Source organism: Crocosphaera sp. XPORK-15E, from assembly GCF_034931425.1.
GTDB lineage: Bacteria > Cyanobacteriota > Cyanobacteriia > Cyanobacteriales > Microcystaceae > UHCC-0190.
Window position 1 is genome coordinate 192,296 of record NZ_JAYGHQ010000009.1, and the last position, 17,614, is coordinate 209,909.

The 17,614-nt window shown below is 41.6% G+C and carries 22 protein-coding genes; 16 read left to right on the forward strand and 6 right to left on the reverse strand.

Annotation, left to right across the window (positions count from 1 at the left end; genetic code table 11):
• Positions 1-28: 28 nt before the first annotated feature.
• The 16 genes from VB691_RS25845 to VB691_RS11655 all read left to right on the forward strand — a co-directional run bounded on the left by VB691_RS25845 (position 29) and on the right by VB691_RS11655 (position 10,980).
• Positions 29-178, forward strand: a complete 150-nt coding sequence (locus VB691_RS25845; RefSeq protein ID WP_416245012.1) for a PRC-barrel domain-containing protein — start codon at positions 29-31, stop codon at positions 176-178.
• Entirely contained in the window at positions 114-1,391 is a 1,278-nt protein-coding gene (locus tag VB691_RS11585; RefSeq protein WP_323291645.1) for a PRC-barrel domain-containing protein, read from the forward strand. Before VB691_RS25845 ends, VB691_RS11585 begins: the two co-directional genes overlap by 65 nt.
• Positions 1,392-1,634: 243 nt before the next feature.
• Positions 1,635-2,135 (forward strand): CsbD family protein, encoded by a 501-nt coding sequence (locus tag VB691_RS11590; RefSeq protein WP_323291646.1) that lies wholly within the window; start codon positions 1,635-1,637, stop codon positions 2,133-2,135.
• 40 nt (positions 2,136-2,175) lie between these two features.
• Positions 2,176-2,331, forward strand: coding sequence for a lmo0937 family membrane protein (locus VB691_RS11595; RefSeq protein ID WP_323291647.1), 156 nt, complete (start codon positions 2,176-2,178; stop codon positions 2,329-2,331).
• A 401-nt stretch (positions 2,332-2,732) separates the two neighbouring features.
• A complete protein-coding gene (locus VB691_RS11600; RefSeq protein ID WP_323291648.1) occupies positions 2,733-3,350 on the forward strand; it encodes a general stress protein in 618 nt (205 codons plus the stop codon).
• Between the two features lie 79 nt (positions 3,351-3,429).
• Positions 3,430-3,582 carry a lmo0937 family membrane protein gene (locus tag VB691_RS11605; protein WP_323291649.1) on the forward strand — a complete coding sequence of 51 codons (153 nt, stop codon included), beginning with the start codon at positions 3,430-3,432 and terminating at the stop codon, positions 3,580-3,582.
• A gap of 123 nt (positions 3,583-3,705) precedes the next feature.
• Positions 3,706-5,358 carry an alpha-amylase family glycosyl hydrolase gene (locus VB691_RS11610; protein WP_323291650.1) on the forward strand — a complete coding sequence of 551 codons (1,653 nt, stop codon included), beginning with the start codon at positions 3,706-3,708 and terminating at the stop codon, positions 5,356-5,358.
• A gap of 654 nt (positions 5,359-6,012) precedes the next feature.
• Positions 6,013-6,195, forward strand: coding sequence for a CsbD family protein (locus tag VB691_RS11615; protein ID WP_323291651.1), 183 nt, complete (start codon positions 6,013-6,015; stop codon positions 6,193-6,195).
• A gap of 237 nt (positions 6,196-6,432) precedes the next feature.
• Positions 6,433-6,843, forward strand: a complete 411-nt coding sequence (locus tag VB691_RS11620; RefSeq protein WP_323291652.1) for a CsbD family protein — start codon at positions 6,433-6,435, stop codon at positions 6,841-6,843.
• A gap of 78 nt (positions 6,844-6,921) precedes the next feature.
• Positions 6,922-7,542: a general stress protein gene (locus tag VB691_RS11625; protein WP_323291653.1), complete on the forward strand. Its 621-nt coding sequence runs from the start codon at positions 6,922-6,924 to the stop codon at positions 7,540-7,542.
• Between the two features lie 42 nt (positions 7,543-7,584).
• Complete coding sequence (locus VB691_RS11630; protein ID WP_323291654.1) at positions 7,585-8,049, forward strand: BON domain-containing protein; 465 nt, start codon at positions 7,585-7,587, stop codon at positions 8,047-8,049.
• A gap of 190 nt (positions 8,050-8,239) precedes the next feature.
• On the forward strand, positions 8,240-8,740 hold the full coding sequence (locus tag VB691_RS11635) for a CsbD family protein (RefSeq protein WP_323291655.1): 501 nt from the start codon (positions 8,240-8,242) through the stop codon (positions 8,738-8,740).
• 133 nt (positions 8,741-8,873) lie between these two features.
• Positions 8,874-9,029, forward strand: coding sequence for a lmo0937 family membrane protein (locus VB691_RS11640; RefSeq protein ID WP_323291656.1), 156 nt, complete (start codon positions 8,874-8,876; stop codon positions 9,027-9,029).
• 238 nt (positions 9,030-9,267) lie between these two features.
• Complete coding sequence (locus tag VB691_RS11645; RefSeq protein WP_323291657.1) at positions 9,268-9,804, forward strand: Dps family protein; 537 nt, start codon at positions 9,268-9,270, stop codon at positions 9,802-9,804.
• Between the two features lie 199 nt (positions 9,805-10,003).
• A complete protein-coding gene (locus tag VB691_RS11650; RefSeq protein WP_323291658.1) occupies positions 10,004-10,321 on the forward strand; it encodes a hypothetical protein in 318 nt (105 codons plus the stop codon).
• An 83-nt stretch (positions 10,322-10,404) separates the two neighbouring features.
• Positions 10,405-10,980 carry an HAD-IC family P-type ATPase gene (locus VB691_RS11655; protein ID WP_323291659.1) on the forward strand — a complete coding sequence of 192 codons (576 nt, stop codon included), beginning with the start codon at positions 10,405-10,407 and terminating at the stop codon, positions 10,978-10,980.
• Positions 10,981-11,066: 86 nt separating this feature from the next.
• Here the strand turns inward: VB691_RS11655 and VB691_RS11660 are convergent, their stop codons facing one another.
• The 6 genes from VB691_RS11660 to VB691_RS11685 form a co-directional block, all read right to left on the reverse strand.
• The gene (locus tag VB691_RS11660) at positions 11,067-12,050 is read right to left on the reverse strand and encodes a formylglycine-generating enzyme family protein (RefSeq protein WP_323291660.1); all 984 of its coding nucleotides are present in this window, start codon (positions 12,048-12,050) and stop codon (positions 11,067-11,069) included.
• A gap of 125 nt (positions 12,051-12,175) precedes the next feature.
• Complete coding sequence (locus VB691_RS11665; protein ID WP_323291661.1) at positions 12,176-12,406, reverse strand: tail fiber protein; 231 nt, start codon at positions 12,404-12,406, stop codon at positions 12,176-12,178.
• A gap of 162 nt (positions 12,407-12,568) precedes the next feature.
• Positions 12,569-12,919 (reverse strand): SCP2 sterol-binding domain-containing protein, encoded by a 351-nt coding sequence (locus tag VB691_RS11670; RefSeq protein WP_323291662.1) that lies wholly within the window; start codon positions 12,917-12,919, stop codon positions 12,569-12,571.
• A 53-nt stretch (positions 12,920-12,972) separates the two neighbouring features.
• Positions 12,973-13,989: an actin family protein gene (locus VB691_RS11675; RefSeq protein WP_323291663.1), complete on the reverse strand. Its 1,017-nt coding sequence runs from the start codon at positions 13,987-13,989 to the stop codon at positions 12,973-12,975.
• A 197-nt stretch (positions 13,990-14,186) separates the two neighbouring features.
• Complete coding sequence (locus VB691_RS11680) at positions 14,187-14,951, reverse strand: hypothetical protein (RefSeq protein ID WP_323291664.1); 765 nt, start codon at positions 14,949-14,951, stop codon at positions 14,187-14,189.
• A 585-nt stretch (positions 14,952-15,536) separates the two neighbouring features.
• Positions 15,537-17,378, reverse strand: coding sequence for a sulfatase-like hydrolase/transferase (locus tag VB691_RS11685; protein ID WP_323291665.1), 1,842 nt, complete (start codon positions 17,376-17,378; stop codon positions 15,537-15,539).
• Positions 17,379-17,614 lie beyond the last annotated feature (236 nt).

Sequence of the window (17,614 nt, forward strand, 5' to 3'; positions counted from 1 at the left end):
TTAATCTAAATATGGGAGTTTACACGGAATGTATAAGGGCAGAGATATCATTGGCAAGCCTATTGTTTCCTATGACATGGGTGAAAAATTTGAAACCGTTGAAGATTTAATTTTTGACCAAGATAGCAATCAACTGCTTGGGTTTGTTGTTAAAAGATGTTCAAGCCATTGGAACTGATGCGGTAATTACAGCATCTAAAGATGCGATCGCCAAAGCAACTGAGATTCCAAAAATTCTCAACATCTTAGACCATAATAATATCCTCAAAGGGACTCGCATCCTGACGATAGATGGACGAGATTTGGGAGTTATGATTGACCTTTACTTCGATGAGAGGACAGGTGAGGTTGAAGGATATGAAGTTTCTGGCGGTCTATTTGCAGATGCCTATTCTGGACGTTCCTTTGTGCCAGCCATCCAAACCCTCAAAATTGGTAGAGATGTGGTATTTGTGCCGATTCAGACAGCCCAACTCATGGAAGAGCAAGTGGGAGGAATGAGAGCAGCTATGCAGACTGTCAGTGATAAGGTTCAGGAAACTGCTCAAGTCACAGGAGATAAGATCCAGGATTTTGGGCGGAGTGCAACAACCTCGATCGCCAATTCTATTATCGATCCAGAGGAGCAAAAAGCTTTTGTGGTAGGTAGAACCGCAGAGCATGAAGTTTTAGCACCCGATGGGCAATCCTTTGTGCTTCGGGGGCAGACAGTCACTGAGGCGATCGCTAATTCGGCAGTCTATTTAGGCATTTTAGAGCAGTTGTATCGGGCAACAGGTGGCAGATTTTCGGACAAACTTGGTCAACAGGTGGGCAATGCGGTGGCTGGTTTAACCGTTGACCAGACACAAGGCAGAAGGGTTCAGCAAGTCGTTAGCACCGATGGAGGCTCAATCATCGCTGCACCTGGTCAAATCGTCACGGCACGAGTGATTGAACGAGCTAAGACCTACCATCAAGAGCAAGCATTACTACAGGCGGTTGGTTTATCGACAGGTGAAGCCGCGCGAGACAGCACGAGTAATGTCATGACCAGGGCCGGCTATCAGATCAAATCCACAACCCGACATACAGGAGAGCAGATTCAAGCGGGAGCCAAAGGTCTTTGGACACAAGTGAAAGAGACAGCCAGCGAGATACAGGCTCGTGGGACTCAGGCAATCGAGGAGCAACGCATTAAAGGCTCCCTAGGCCGTGCTGTGAACCGCGTTATTCTCGATCAGCGCGATCAGGTCATTCTTAATGTGGGTGAGTTAATTACTCATCAGGCGATCGCTGCTGCCCGTCAGTCTCAGGTTCTCGATCTACTGCTTAATTCGGTTTACAACGAAAAACCCAAACTATCCTTAGAAGATTTGCGGGCCCCCCAGGCTGGTAGAGCCGCCCTTTAGGTCAAGTCGATGAAGCTTCACTTATAGCCTAGCTCTTTATGTTTGGTATCGTATTCAATCAATTCATTGATGTTTAATCAATAGCAGAATTGTTAACGACAACTGCTGATAAATAGTTCTCAAATTCAATTAATTCAATCAGGAGGAAATCATGAGTTTAAAAACCATAATTTAGGCTGGTTCAAAATATGAGCCTCAGCAAATTATCATCAATCGATCAAATTCTTTTTTGGAGTAAAACAAATGATTTCATTTCAGCAAATTCGCCGCTTTTTTGTTACCATGATTTTAACTATCATGCTGGCAATTACCATCGCTTTTGATTTTGGAACTACGAATAGTTGGGCTGCAACTTCTTCCACCTCATCTATCAGTCCATCTAATACCCAGCTAATAGCTATGTGGGGATGGGGAAAAGCAAAAGCAACTGCAAAAAATATTGAAGGCAAAACCCAAGAAGCAGTTGGAAACCTGACTGGTGATCCCAAAGATCAGATGATGGGAAAAGCCAAACAAATCGAAAGTCATGCTCGTAATGCAGCCGAAGATATGAAAGACAACATGAAGTTAACAGGGAGAGCTAAAGCCGTCACAAAAAACATTGAAGGTAAAGCTCAAGAAGCAAGAGGTAACGTTACGGGGAACCTTGGAGATCAAGTAGCTGGAAAAGCTAAACAAGCTGAAAGTCAAGCTCGTAATGCAGTAGAGGATGTAAAAGATACAGTTGAAAATGTCTTCAATTAAAGCTCAAATTTTCATTACTTTTATCTAAATGGAGTGAATTATGTCTAATCTTCTTTGGACTGTCGCTGTTATACTTGTCATCTTCTGGTTGTTAGGATTTTCAATGAACATTGGGGGTAGTTTAGTCCATCTGCTTTTGGTTTTAGCGTTAATTGCCATTGTCTATAACTTAGTGACAGGGCGAACAATTGGCTAATAACTATTGTGGCTTGTTTGTAAGCAAAAAAAATCTGACTTGCCAACAAGTTGCGATAATTAGCAAACCCTTTTAAGGGAATGCCGCTAACTTAAGCAAAAAAGCTAGTGATGACAGGGGTTAGGGGCTAGGGGTTGGGGGTTAGGGCAAATGCGTCGAAAGAGCGTCACATCTCAATTTTTCGGTTGAAGTCTTGTAATTCCCTAACCCCTAACACCTAACCCCAAAAGCTGATAGAGAAAGGGTTTTCACCTTAACTTAGCGGGATTCCCTTTTAAGGTTCTGTTCCAATGAGCAGTTTTAGAAAAAATCCATGATATTTCAGAAGTCAATTAAGACTATAACGAACAACTTTAGAAGAATCCACTCATCTTTTCGATAATAAATTTTAGGAGAAAGCAATGATATTAACACAACGCGCTGTCGGTACATTCTCAAATTACGAAGCAACTGAAAGGGCCTTGCGTGAATTAAAAGAAAATGGTTTTTTGATGGAGCAAGTTTTAGTTGTGGGGCGTGATATGAATCGCCAAACAGAGGAGACAGGAGCTAATACAACTAATCGACTGATTGATGTGGGCAACTTGGATACCAATGAACATGAAGTTGGACAAACAGCCGCAAAAGGATCAGTTGCTGGTGGCACTGTAGGCGGTTTAACGGGTTTATTAATCGGACTCGGTATTGTCGCCATTCCTGGTGTTGGTCCAATCATGCTGGCAGGTGCTGCGGCCACTACTATCGCCACGGCTCTTTCCGGCACTGTTATCGGTGCGGCTGCGGGTAGTTTGGCCGGTGGACTTGTGGGCTTAGGTATACCAGTAGATCGGGCTAAGTTCTATAGCGATCGCATTTTGCGCGGTGATTATCTGGTCATGGTTGAAGGCTCAAACGCTGATATAGGTCTAGCTGAGTCAGTTTTATCAAGGCATGGCATTGAGGAATGGTACATCTATGATTTAGCTGATGATTCGGTGCAGACTCCGATAGCAATTTCTAATTATCCCTCACGGGTCTAGAAAATTGATAAAAGTTAATTAATTCTTTTATCGATTGAATAATGTTTAAATCACTTTTATCTAAATAAAGGAGGTAATTATGTTAGATCTCGTTTGGACTGCTGTTGTTATACTTTTCATCCTCTGGTTGTTAGGATTCTCCATTCATATTGGTGGTAGTTTAATCCACCTCCTTTTAGTTTTGGTGCTAATTGGCATTGTCTACAACTTACTGATAAGACGACGCATTTAATAACCATTTTGGCTTGTTGGCAAGCAAAAAGATTTTGACTTCCAAGCAAGCCATGATCTTTAGATCATGGCTTGTTTCCTGACCAATACTTAGAGATCAATCTTCTATTTAGGAACGAAAAACATGGCAACCAAGATCGAATTTCAACTTTTTGCTCCCTATAATAAGGCAGTTTCATTGATCGGTTCATTTTCTAACTGGGAAGAAATCCCGATGAAAAAAGATGATCAAGGCAACTTCAAAATTCAGGTTGAACTAACAGACGGCATTTATCAATATAAATTTCGAGTTCAGTCAAAAAGCTGGTTTTTGGAACCCGATCAATGGATAGATATTGTTGATCCTTATGCCACTGATGTTGATAATGCAACTCAAAATGGTGTCCTGCGAATCAAAGATGGCCAACGTATTGTTGATACTTATGTTTGGCAACACGATGACAAACCATTGCCTCCCGATCATGCTTTAGTCATTTATGAGATGCACGTTGCCGACTTTTCGGGGGGTGAATCTGATGAGAAGCGGCGCGGGAAATTTAAACACGCTCTCGAAAAACTTGATTATCTCTGTGATTTGGGAATTAATGCCATTGAACTCATGCCCGTGCAAGAGTATCCTGGTGACTATGGTTGGGGTTACAATCCGCGCCATTTCTTTGCCGCAGAAAATAGTTATGGTTCAACTGAAGATCTTAAACACTTGATTGATGAATGTCATGCTAGAGGCATTCGCGTGTTAATTGACGGAATTTATAATCATTCAGAATCTGCTAGTCCCCTGACTCAGATTGATCACGATTACTGGTATCGTCATGATCCTAAAGATCCTGAAAACAATTGGGGGCCAGAATTCAATTATGAACATTATGACGAGAATTTAGGCACTTATCCGGCTCGTAAATTTATTGGCGATAATGTGCGTTTTTGGATTGAGGAGTATCACACTGACGGTATTCGCTACGATGCTGCTCGACAAATTGGCAATTACGATTTTATGCACTGGATTGTTGAACAAACAAAACTTGTAGCGGGTTCTAAGCCATTTTACAATGTCGCCGAATGTATTCCTGAAAATAACAGCATTACTGGTTATGACGGCCCCATGGATGGTTGCTGGCATGAAAGTTTTTATCATTGCATTCTGGCCCATTTGTGTGGTGATCGCTTTGACATTGAGGAACTCAAAAATGTACTCGACTGCAAACGTCAAGGATTTCTGGGTGTTACCAACGTAGTCAACTATCTGACTAATCATGACCATAATCATTTAATGACGGAGTTTGCTAATCGAGAGATATTTGATGATTCGGCTTTTAAACGAGCAAAACTGGGAGCCGCACTCATGATGACGGCTGTTGGTGTACCCATGATCTGGATGGGTGAGGAGTTTGGGGAATATAAGTCTAAAACCATTGAACCCTCTAAGATTGACTGGAATTTATTAGAGAATGATTCCAATCGTAGTTTGTTTGAATATTACAAGGGTTTAATTGATTTACGCAAGAATAATCATGCTTTTTATCATGAAAACATCGACTTTTTTCACGAAGATCTAGACAATCAAGTATTAGCTTATTGTCGTTGGAATGAAAAAGGTTCCCGCATAGTGGTTATTGCGAATTTCTCAGACAATTTCTTGGCGGGCTATCGGGTGACTAATTTTCCAGCTAATGGTATTTGGCACGAATGGACACACAATTATGAAATCGAGACTAATGATAACAATATCATGACTGATTTATCAGAATATGAGGCGAAAGTCTTCATCTGGCAATAAGTAGTCCATTTGACACTCCCTCGCTGTAGAAAGGCGGGGAGAATGTTGACTTTGATCTTTTTTTATATCCAAATGAAAACCGATCTTAAAAACCCGATTTTTTCCTAAACGACAACCAAATCATGATTGGTTTGCTGCCTCTAAAAATTGGGATTTTTGGACTTTTGGATAATGGTGCAAGATCTGATTATGGCTGTGCCACAATATTTAACTAAGAAAGCAAGAAAAATTACCAAAATCTAACTCAATTTGCTTGCATTCAGTTGGATTAAAATAAGAAAAAGTTTGTCTAAAAATATCTGTAAAATAATTAAGAAAATATCAGACAAATATCAATATATTGTCTAAGTTTGTCCAACTATATTAAATCAAAAAATTACTTTATACAAGTAGCATTAAAGTGGTTATTATTCCGTTTTATTTTGTTTTTTGTCCGTTTATCTATATTTTGCGTTAAATTTGATTATTTTTATGGCTTTCAAGTGAGCCTAAATTAGCTATGAATTAAAACACTTTATTATTTTGTGTAAACTATTTTGTAAAATTAGGTAATTTCTCTGTTATAATAAAACCATGAAAAAGTTTCTAACAGGACTTATGTAAGTAGTCCTTAGATTCAATAAATTCAATAACCAATTCAACAAGGAACACATCATGAGTTTAAAAGATAGAGCTAAGGCAACCGCCAAAAATGTCGAAGGCAAAATTCAAGAAACAGCAGGCAATGTGACAGGCGATCCCAAAGATCAGTCAGAGGGCAAAGCGAAACAGGCAGAGGCGAAAGTTCGTCACACTGTTGAAGATGTAAAAGATGAAGCAAAAAAAATTGTTGATTAGTCAATTATTTGTCACACTTCTGTCAAAAGAATGCTTCGCACCACCATTGCTGAGCAATAATTAGACCCCTCTCATTTAATTGGCTAAAAACAAAGGGTAAGGGGTAAAAAATGAATAAAAATACTTTTTTCCTTTACCTTTTCTTCCTTCAACAATCTTGATGATTTAGGCTGGTTCAAAATCTGAGCCTCGGTAAATTATTGTTGATATATCAAATTCTTTTTTGGAGTAAAAACAATGATTTCATTTCACAAAATTCGTCGCTTTTTTGTTACCATAGTGTTAGCTACCATGCTCGCAATTACAGTAGCTTTTGATTTTGGAACTACCAATGCTTGGGCTGCAACTTCTTCTATCTCATCTATTAGTCCATCTAATACGCAACTAATAGCTATGTGGGGCGGGGGAAATTCAACAGCGAAAGAGATTGAAGGCAAAGCGCAAGAAACAATAGGCAACATAACAGGCGATCTCGAAACTCAATCTGCTGGAAAAGCCAAACAATTTAAAGCACAAACTCTAGAAGGACTCAATAACAGTATTGTTAATCCCGACTATGAACCTGGTGGAAAAACTAAGCAAGTAGCAAAAGAAGATCTTGAAGGAACAAAAGCTATAGAAGCTCAAGCTCGTGAGAATTTCAACTAATGCTCATTAACTTGAAAAATTGATTACTTCAATTGACAAATTCAACCAAGAACAAATAATAAATTTTAGGAGAAAGCAATGATTTTACAACAACGACGGGCCGTGGGTATATTTCCAAGTTATGAAGCAACTGAAATCGCCCTGCGTGAATTAAAAGAAAATGGTTTTTTGATGGATCGAGTTTCAGTAGTTGGGCATGATATGAATCGCTATACTGAAGTTACCGGAGCTAATACAAGTAATCGACTGAGAGATGTCGGTAACTTAGATAGCAATGAAAAAGAAGTTCCACAAACAGCAGCAAAAGGAACTGTTGCTGGTGGTGCTGTCGGAGGTATAACAGGTTTATTAGTCGGACTGGGTATTGCCGCTATTCCTGGTATTGGCCCAATAATGTTGGCCGGTGCGGCCGCAACTGCGATCGCTACAACTATTTCAGGCACAGTCATCGGTGCTGCTGCGGGTACTTTGGCCGGTGGACTCGTAGGCTTAGGTATTCCCGCAGATCGGGCAAAGATCTATAGCGATCGCGTTTCTGATGGTGATTATCTGGTCATGGTTGAAGGCTCAGAAGCCGATATCGACCTGGCTAAGTCAATTTTCGATAAGCATAGCATTGATGATTGGTATGCTTACGATTTACCTAGGGAGTCGGTGCAGACTACGACAACAGTTTCTAGTCGTCACTCACGAGTCTAGAAAATTGAGGAGTTATTTGATACTAAAATTAAGGATGGCAATATGAATAAGCTCACAAAAATAAGCTCTACCCTGCCCTTACTACTCAGCGTTTTGTTGATGGTAACTGTATCGGGTTGTGCAAGCACTAAAACAACATCCGATGCCCCCAATACCACAGACAAAAATGGGCAGGCTTCCACAAAAGAAGAGGTTAAAACCATTAAAGATGACGCTCAAAGTGATACGCGCCGACAACAGCTAGATTCAGACATCCGAGCGCGGGAGCAGCGCAATAATATAGGAGGCGACGCCCAAGAACGTGCTGAGGGAGATTTGGCTAATGAAGTGCGTAGTAAACTAGAGGCAAATATCCCTCGTGGTAGGCTTACCGTCACGGCTAAGAAAAGCGATGTTACTGTATCGGGGACGGTAAAAACACAGGATGAACTCAATAAAATTGAACCATTAGCAATGGAAATTAAAGGCGTTAATACCGTTATGGTAAAAGCTGTTGTGAAACCATAAAACGAACATTCGTTTATTTATGACCGCCTACTTACTTACTAATGGCTAAAAAGTCAGTCATGAATATATTAGCATTTTCAAAAGTAAGTCTAACCCTTAGATTCATGACTGTCTCATAGTAATGAAACGATCCTGTATTTATGATCAATATATTATTGATCGATCAAATTCTTTTTTGGAGTTTTAAAAAATGATTTCTTTTACACAGATCCGTAAGTTTTTTGTTACCATAATTTTAGCTTTCATGCTGGCAATTACTATAGCTTTTGATTTTGGAACTACGAATAGTTGGGCAGCAACTTCTTCCATCTCATCTATCAGTCCATCTGATACTCAGCTAATAGCTGTATGGGGATTTGGAAAAGCCAAAGCAACAGGGAAAAATATTGAAGGCAAAGCCCAAGAAGCAGTAGGCAACCTCACTGGTGATCCAAAAGATCAGATGATGGGAAAAGCCAAACAAATTGAAAGTCAGGCTCGTAATACAGCCGAAGATGTGAAAGACAAAATGCAGTTACAAGGGAGAGCAAAAGCTGTTACCAAAAATATTGAAGGCAAAGTTCAAGAAACGAGAGGTAACGTTACAGGAAACCGTGGAGATCAATTTGCTGGAAAAGCCAAACAAACCGAAAGTCAAGCTCGTAATGCAGTAGAAGATGTGAAAGAGGGTGTTCAAGACATCTTTAATTAAAGATCGATTAAACAACACTTAAATCTCTTGAATAATGGGTAGTTGTTTAAAAAATATCAAAATGTTTTTGTAGAGAAAACAATCTTTGATTCTGATTTTATTTTCGTGATTTTTATCTCAATAAGAGGAAATTATGTCTAATCTAATCTGGACTGTTGCTGTTATACTTTTCATCTTTTGGGTGTTAGGATTCTCAATTAACATTGGGGGTAGCTTAATTCATATACTTTTGGTTTTAGCGTTAATTGCCATTGTCTATAACTTAATGACAGGGCGAAGAATTGGCTAATAACTATTGTGGCTTGTCTTGCAAACAAGCTGCGATATCTATCCTGAGATCTTTCACCTAGTCTAAAATCCCCGACTTTTTGCGAAATATTAACGAATTTATCAGGGTTTTAGGCTTTAAAAGTCGGGGATTTGTGGTTTTTTATTCTGGGATAATCTAATGCGAAAACAGCGACACATAAAGTCTCAGAAACAAGTAAAAAAGTTTGACCATTACTATAAATCAAGGAGATTTATCCATGAAAACAATTAATATTGGACTGAGTGACAAACAGCGTCAAGGTGTGATCCATCTACTCAATCAAGGTTTGGCAGATACCTATGTGTTACTGGTCAAAACGAAGAAATATCATTGGGATGTGGTGGGGCCACAATTCATGACTCTGCATAAACTATGGCAGGAGCATTACGAAGCTTTGACGATCAATGTCGATGTTATTGCAGAACGGATCAGAACATTAGGGGGATATCCCGTAGGAACGATGGAAGGATTTCTCAAAATCTGTTCTCTAAAAGAGCATCCGGGTAATGTTCCTACAGCCACTGAGATGGTATCGCAATTGCTAGAAGATCATCAACAAGTGGTGCGGAATTTGCGTGAACAGGTTGAGAAATGTAGCAATGATTTTAAGGATGACGGAACTGCTGACTTTCTCACAGGTTTAATGGAGCAGCATGAACAGATAGCTTGGATGCTGCGTTCTTTCATTGAGGGAGAAGCCGTTGAAGCAGATGGTTTGAAGCCGAAGGTTGACAAAAAGATGGTAGGGGTTTAGTAAACAGCCTCAACTCAGATCTTGCACCATCACTAAAAAGTCCAAAAAAACCGATTTTTATTGGTTGAAACCCTATTAAATTCGTTGCCTTTTAGTTAAAAATCGGGTTTTTAACATCAGGTGCAAGATCTGCCTCAAGCTGATAGTTTCGGTGTCTGGCGAAAAATTTCAACCACTGAATCACGAAGGGAAACAACCAATGATATTAAATGTCGATCTATCTACAAGGCTTCAGGCACAGTATGCCCGTCTCAGAACATGGATTTCTGAATTAGATGAAAGACTGTCCTTGCGTTATGGCGATCGCTACGACAAAATCAAGCAGCAACTCAACGGCGCAAACAACTGGTATAAAAAAACAAAATCTGAAGCCCAAAGCAGCAATACAATTCCCCTAGAGCAAAAGCAAGAGAAAGCTATGGGTCAATTTGCTAAAGCTGGAGCCGCCACTGCCCGCAAAGAAGGAGTTGTCAAGCAGAGATTAAAAGAACTGTGGCACACCATAACCAACACATGAAACACCCATGAATTCTTTAACTGGTAAACCGATTTCCTATTGGATTGACTCGACCCCAAAAACGACCTTTCCAACTTTAAGCAATGATATCGCCGTCGATGTGGCAATTGTGGGTGGTGGGTTTTGGGGAAGCGGTGAAAAAATTACAGAAAATGGGCGTACAGGTGGTGATGATTACAGGGGATGCCGAAGCCGTTGCAAAGACTGTTGCTGAGGATTTACATCTCGATCGCTACTATGCCCGTGTTTTGCCAGAGGATAAAGCTGCGTTGATTCGTAAGCTCAAAGCTGAACAGCCGACTGCTTTTGTGGGTGATGGCATTAATGATGCACCTGCATTAACTGAGGCAGATTTAGGATTGGCGATCGGTGCTGGAACCAATGTGGCGATCGAGTCGGCTGATTTAGTTTTAGTAAAAAGCGATCCACTGGATGCCACTTATGCGCTGAAACTGGCAAAAGCCACCTACAACAAAATGATCCAAAATTTGTTTTGGGCGACTGGATACAACGTCATTGGCATTCCCTTGGCGGCAGGAATTGCAGCACCGTTTGGTATTATCTTATCGCCAGCAGTGGGTGCAGTCCTAATGAGCATTTCGACGGTCGTTGTTTCAATTAATGCCATGTTGTTACGGCGAGTGCGTTTGCATGATTAAATTCAGGCGATCGCTATTCCTATGAGTCGTGATTTTTAGGCGATCGCACTAAACCATTTTGCTCCCTTTTTACCCAAAACAAACAACTAATTAGAATGAGAAACAATCGTCCGAAAACCAATGTGGTTAGTGGAGGTATCAATATCCTCTGGGTATCGAGCGGCGGGACGGTAACGGGCGCAGTAGTTGGGCGCACAGAGAAAAGAACCTCCTTTGAGTACCTTGCGCGGTTTCTGCGTCGAGGGTAATAACTTGCGGTTATAGCTATCTGCTTCTGTTCCGCCTTGAGGATTTTTAGGGGTACAGCAAGCTTTTGCGGGGTTTTCTGGATGTTTCTCCCGATACCAATCAGTTGTCCATTCCCAAGCATTACCAATCATGTCGTAGAGTTCATAGCCATTGGGTGGATAGCTACCAACGGCTTCTGTCCCCGGTGGGTGGGGTTTCAGATTTTCCCAAGGAAACCTTCCTTGCCAGGTGTTTGCCATTACCTTACCGTTGGGCATAAATTCACTACCCCAAGCGAAGTTTGCGCCATCTAAGCCTCCTCGTGCTGCTAATTCCCACTGTGCCTCCGTTGGTAGTTCTTTTCCTGCCCATTTAGCATAAGCAAGGGCATCTTCATAGACAATATGCACGACGGGGTGATTTTCCCGATTTTTAATGGAACTATTGGGACCTTCAGGATGCCTCCAGTAAGCACCAGGGATATACTGCCACCAACATAAAGTCCGGGGATCGACAGGGCGATCAGGCTTAATAAATACTGCCGATCCGGGTACTAACATTGAGGGATCAGCATCAGGATAGTCTTCTGCTTTCGGCGGTTTTTCAGCAAAGGTAACATAGCCTGTTTCTTTGACGAATTTTTGAAATTGTTTGTTAGTGACTAAATACTTATCCATCCAGAATCCACTAACGGTGACGGTGTGGGCAGGTGCTTCTTCTGGATATTTTGAGTTGTTTGCTCCCATCTCGAAAGTGCGCTCAGGAATCCATACCATATCTTTATGGGGAGGTTTACCAGGAGGGGATGAGGGTTTTTGAGATCCTTGTAAAGAGGTAGTCATTTCAGTTATCAGTTATTCAGTTATGGTTAATCCAAATTGTCAGAATCAGAAAAAAGCAATTATTAATATTTTCAGAGGAATTGATGGCAAGGTGAGCATTGCCCACCCTACAGACTACGGACTAATCAGGCTTTCTCTGGAAATTCACCTTCTAAGCAGATGATATATCGTACACCTTGTACTGGTTCTAGGTTGGGCAGTTCAAAAGTTTGTCCACCCAATGATCTGTAATTATTGCCAAGAATCGAAGCAAGGGGTTGCGCACTCCAGATCTCTAGTTTTGAGCCATCGCAGAATCGCCAACCTTTGGGAGCAAATTCTCCTCCCCATAATTTGATTTCACCAATCATAGCCATTGTTTTTTTCTCCTTAAAATAGAATGAGTTTACTGTGTCAAAATACTGAGGGATGCAATAAAACCATTAGCTAATTAATAGTAAGCTGGGCAATTTGCCCCCTACGGGCTAATGAAACATCCGAGGAATTCACCTTAGACACAAAGGACGTTAGGGGGGCTGTTAGCTAAAACCTAAAAGTAAAAGATCAGGGAATTTCTGCAACAGCATTTGACTGCCTTCAATTTTTAGCTTGCCACTAAAAAACAGTTGCATCACATTATTTTTGGGATCTTCCATCATTTTTTGAAAATCCTCGGTAGCTATTGTAACCGTAACGTCGGCAGAGCCGTGATCACCTTTACCTGGTTGACACCTTGGCCCACTGTCTGATGCGTCAATGAACCATTGTCCGCCACCTCCGCCCGTAATATTGAGTTGGAACGTCCCCCCAATAGCCTTGGCGGAGTCAGGATGTTTCGCCATGCCAGAGGGCAGTTGCTGATTAAAAAACTTTTGGATATCTATAGCCATTGTTTTTTTCTCCTTAAAATAGAGTGAGTTTACTTTGTCAAAATCTTAAACGTCTAAAAACACTTTCGATGAACGATAGTAGCCCCATATTGAGTATATTCATCTTTTGTAATCCACGAACCATACTCATCAAGTAAAGGAGCAAGTTTATCTCCTCCTCGCCAGACTGCATTTTCAGGTTCAGGGCTGACAATTATGTTAACGGTAGCACCTGCTCGTGCAAAGGTAATCACTTCTTTTTGCAGGCGAGTGTCTAACCCTTGAAACTTAGTATTGCTACCCACTACCACTATGTTTTTATAAAGGCTGGAGCGCATCACAAGGTCGCAATTAAAGATGCTGAGTTCAATAGTCTCATGAATCCCTGCGAATTGCATACCCAACAATCGAGGTTGCAGAAGTGCTTCAGGGACTTGAAATCGTTCCTTACCAATCTTGATAGTTTTACCAGTTGAAGTTGTAAAAGTTTGGTCGGCAGGAGGATTGCTCTGTTCCCGAGCATAATCTAATGCAATGTAGCATAGTTTTTCTTTAATTTGCTCTAAATCACTGTTATTAGCGGTAGGAGATAAAGAATAACCCCGCTCAGACAACAACTTAGCAAGGTAACTTTTTAAGTTTGTCCCACCAATATCAATACGAACGATAGCGTGGGGGAAGGAGAACCCTTCATAGACGGGTACAACGTAACTAACTTCTTCTCCTAAGCTTAATACAACACCTGTTGTGCGATCGCAAGCATATAATCCTAGGACGGAATCCATTATTAGGAAAACAGCAGGCACATTAAAGGTTTCAAATAAAATACGAACGGTTTCTTCTCGATTTCTTTTGAAATTTAATGGAGCTTCTGTCATCAATACAGGATGATTAGCAGGATTAACACCCAACTGATCAAATGTATGTTTCCAGACTTGTTTCATGGCTTCCCAGTTAACAATGACATCTTTTTCTAAGGGATTTGTCCCTGTAACAGAATTGGGACGAAAGATCACTTTAGGGGTATCGTCACTGGAAAGTCCAGCACGGATGTAACCGCTTTCATTGTGGATAACAATTGGTGTTTGCATTTTTTGAGTCTCAATAATTAATGGATGATGTTTAAGGATGAACGAACGAGCAAACACTGACCTAAGATAACCTCAGTTCGGGTTGAAAAATTAGCCAACTGTACCGACAACATTGGCATCTGGTTTCATGGTATTTGTTCCTTTTGGAAAATGTTTCAAGAAAGGGCATAACACGGTTATGCCCCTACTAGATAGAATTAATCGCGCATTAACATTCCTCTGAGTTCTTTTTCGTAATCGATCGCACCTGCATCATTTTGAATCGTGACGATTACTTTTTTCAGTTTTGCTCCTTCAAACTCATAAGGTACGTCGTTTTCGTAGTCTGTTGACACAGGTTGACCTGCATCTCGACCAATATTGAAGCCTTCACCAGATAAGGCAAACTTACCCGGTTGAGTTAGGAATTTATCAAAATAGCCAGTGAATGTTCCTTCAAGAAGAGTGGTAGTTTGCTCTATGTTATTGATATACAGTTTTACGTTTCCTACTGTACTGCTACCCAAATTTTCATCAGGAGGAGCGATTGTTTTTTCTTTGGCAAATTCAACTTTGAGTGTCATCTCCTGGCTATTAAGACTGGGGAGTGGACAAGTGATCTTCTGTTGCTGTTGTCCTAACCAGTTATAAACATAACAGAGTTTGCCCTCATGGATATAGAAACTATGGCCACCAAAACGTCCTCCATGAGCCATGAGAACCCCTTTGATCTCTGCTCCTGCATTGGAGACAGTAGCTTCGATCGCATAGGAACGAGTGCGAATATTAGGGGCAACCGCTTCAGGAATTTCTGAGCCACCGGGATAATAGGTATAGCTGAAGGTAGCATCTTTTCCGTCTGTTTCAGAAAATGCCGGGGGACGTAATTGAGGACGTTCTCCACCCAATACCTGAGCCGCAGAGCGATCGTCTAGGGGCGCACCATTGTATAATCCTGCTTGCACGAACCACCGATTCTTCATTTGTTCGAGCTTGTTGGGGTAGTCTTCAGCTAAGTTGCGAGATTGAGTGGGATCTGGTTCTAAATTTAGCTTTCCCTGCGAGAAGCCCCGCCCCATAGCGAACTTGTTGGGGTCGGGATGAGAGCAGGGGCCGAGATTGACAACGAAGCTAGGTGGTTTATAATGGAATTGGTCAACAGCCCGCCCGATGACACAAACGAACTGGTAACAGGTGAACAGTGCATAGCTAGGGGAATTGTTTTGTACCGTTCGGACTTCGGCGTGAGCGCTCAGTCGAACGCTGATCTCACGGCCGAAGCCTTGAAAACTGAGAATATGGGGTTTTGTTGAGAAATGACAAGTATTTTTGTCTACTATCAACGAGTAAAATTCTCGTAGTACAAAGGCAACAGGATAATGAATCGTTCTGTTTCTTGGCGGTGGGATATCACGTCAAGTAAATCTGCCTGTGGAGGTATCGTTATCGGGGGTGTTGTGTTCTACATGATATCTAGATGCGACCAATGAAGCAGGAAATCTCTCGCCGTGAGGCTTCGCCGTGAGCGTCAGCCGAACGGTTGAGAAGCCCGCGCTGTACCGCTTCGGTCAGCGTCGGGAGTATGTCACTTCTTCATCCCCATCCATACAGTACAATTCCCAGATATCCTTCTCAAAATTACTCCAATCAGAGGGTGCAGGAGCGTGGACAGTGTTAGCGTGCCAACCTTTATACCAGACTCCCCGTGTGCCTAACATAGAGTAGAACTGAGTTTCTCGCACTTTCTTGGGTTTTCCCTGTTCGTCTTTGGGTTTTTGCTCGTCAGAGAGTTTGTAAGCAAATTGATACTCAGGTTGAGCATATTGCGGATCGAAAGTATAGGCAAAGCTAATACCCTCAATGGGGTTTTGAGTATAACCTTTAACGACATCTGGGGGTTCAACACCACACATTTCGTAAAGGGTTGGGACCAAATCCACTGCATGGATGTATTGTTTGCGAATGCCTGTATCTGCTACCCGCGACTCCTTAATTCCAGGGCCACATATCATAAAGGGAGTGGCTGCACCTCCTTCGTAACCAGACCAACGTTTCCAGTATTTGAAAGGCGTATCAAATCCCCAAGCCCAACCGCTAGGATAGTGATTATAGGTCTTGAGTGTGCCTAAATCTTGGAGAAGTGCAAAGTTCTTGTCAAAATCATCAGGAACATCGTTAAAGAACAGGTTTTCATTGACTGAACCGTTGGGTCCCCCTTCTGCACTTGCACCATTATCTGCTACTGCAATAATGATAGTGTTATCCATTTGACCCGTTTCTTCGAGAAAGTCTAGTAAACGACCAATTTGCTCATCGGTATAGGTGGAAAAAGCGGCATAAATCTCTGCCATCCGCACAAATAAAGCTTTTTCTTGTTTCTCTAAGCCGTCCCAAGGTCTTACCCAGTCAGTCTGAGGCCACTTCTTACCTTCTGGAACTCCTTCGATCTTAGTGTGGTCAGGGTTATCTTGTGCAAGCTCTCCCTCACCATGAGGATTAATCTTTGAGGGTTCGGTGACTTCATCCCCAAAAATGCCCAATTCTTTCATTTTGGCGAGAACATCTTCCCGATATTTCTCATAACCTTCTGAAAAGACGCTAGTGATCTCAAAAGAGACATCCTTGGGATTATCAGAGTAATCTAAAATCGTGTTATATTCGTAATCGAGAATTTTCTGCGGCCAAATTTGATGGGGGGCATGATTCGCACCCGGTGAGAAATACATCATCCAAGGTTTATTAGGGGCGATCGCTGTTGTATCTTGGATAAAGGAAATCGCCTTATCTACTAAGTCTTTGGAGAGATGATAGCCGTTCTCGGTGTCCTCCATATCAGGACCATAGGGGGGTTCAATGAGATGATTATCATAAACAAGGTCCGGATACCATTGATCCGTTTCTCCGCCTAAAAAGCCATAATAGCGTTCAAAACCACGACCGAGGGGCCAATGACGCTTACTCGCTGCCATATTTGCTTCTTCTTCGGGGAGTAAATGCCATTTACCCAAGGCGAAGGTACACCAACCCCTTTCACTCAATACGGCTGGAATCATGGCATTTTCAAAAGGAATACGTCCATTATTGCCGGGGAAACCCGTAGTCGCTTCTTCGATACAGGACATCCCGTTACTGGTAGCATTACGCCCATTCAGTAAAGATGAGCGGGTGGGAGAACAGAGGGCGGTAGTATGGAAATTGGTATAAATTAAGCCTTTTTTGGCAATACGGTCTAAATTCGGCATTTTAATCTTGCCGCCAAACATCTCCCAAGCACCGAAGCCAGTATCGTCAATGACGAGGTAAAGAATGTTCGGTGAGCCTTCTGGGGCTTTTGGTTCTGCGTAAGGTTCCCAGTCGGGTACGGAATCCCGAATGTCGAGGGCGATTGTACCATTAAATTTTTTTGCCACGGTGAGTCTCCTCTGTCTAAAAGGTAAAGAAAAATCAAATTACAACTAAGATCACTGACAATAGTGAAATTATGGGGAGAATCTTTAATCCTCTGCTGTATCTTCGTCGTGAATGATATAGAAACTTGATCATGCACACTAGAGGAAGTTTCCCCAGGATTTTGGGCAAAATTTGGTCAAGCAACTTTCCTGCAAGCCATGTTACCTCACCCCCTTTGCCCAGATGATCTAAAAAA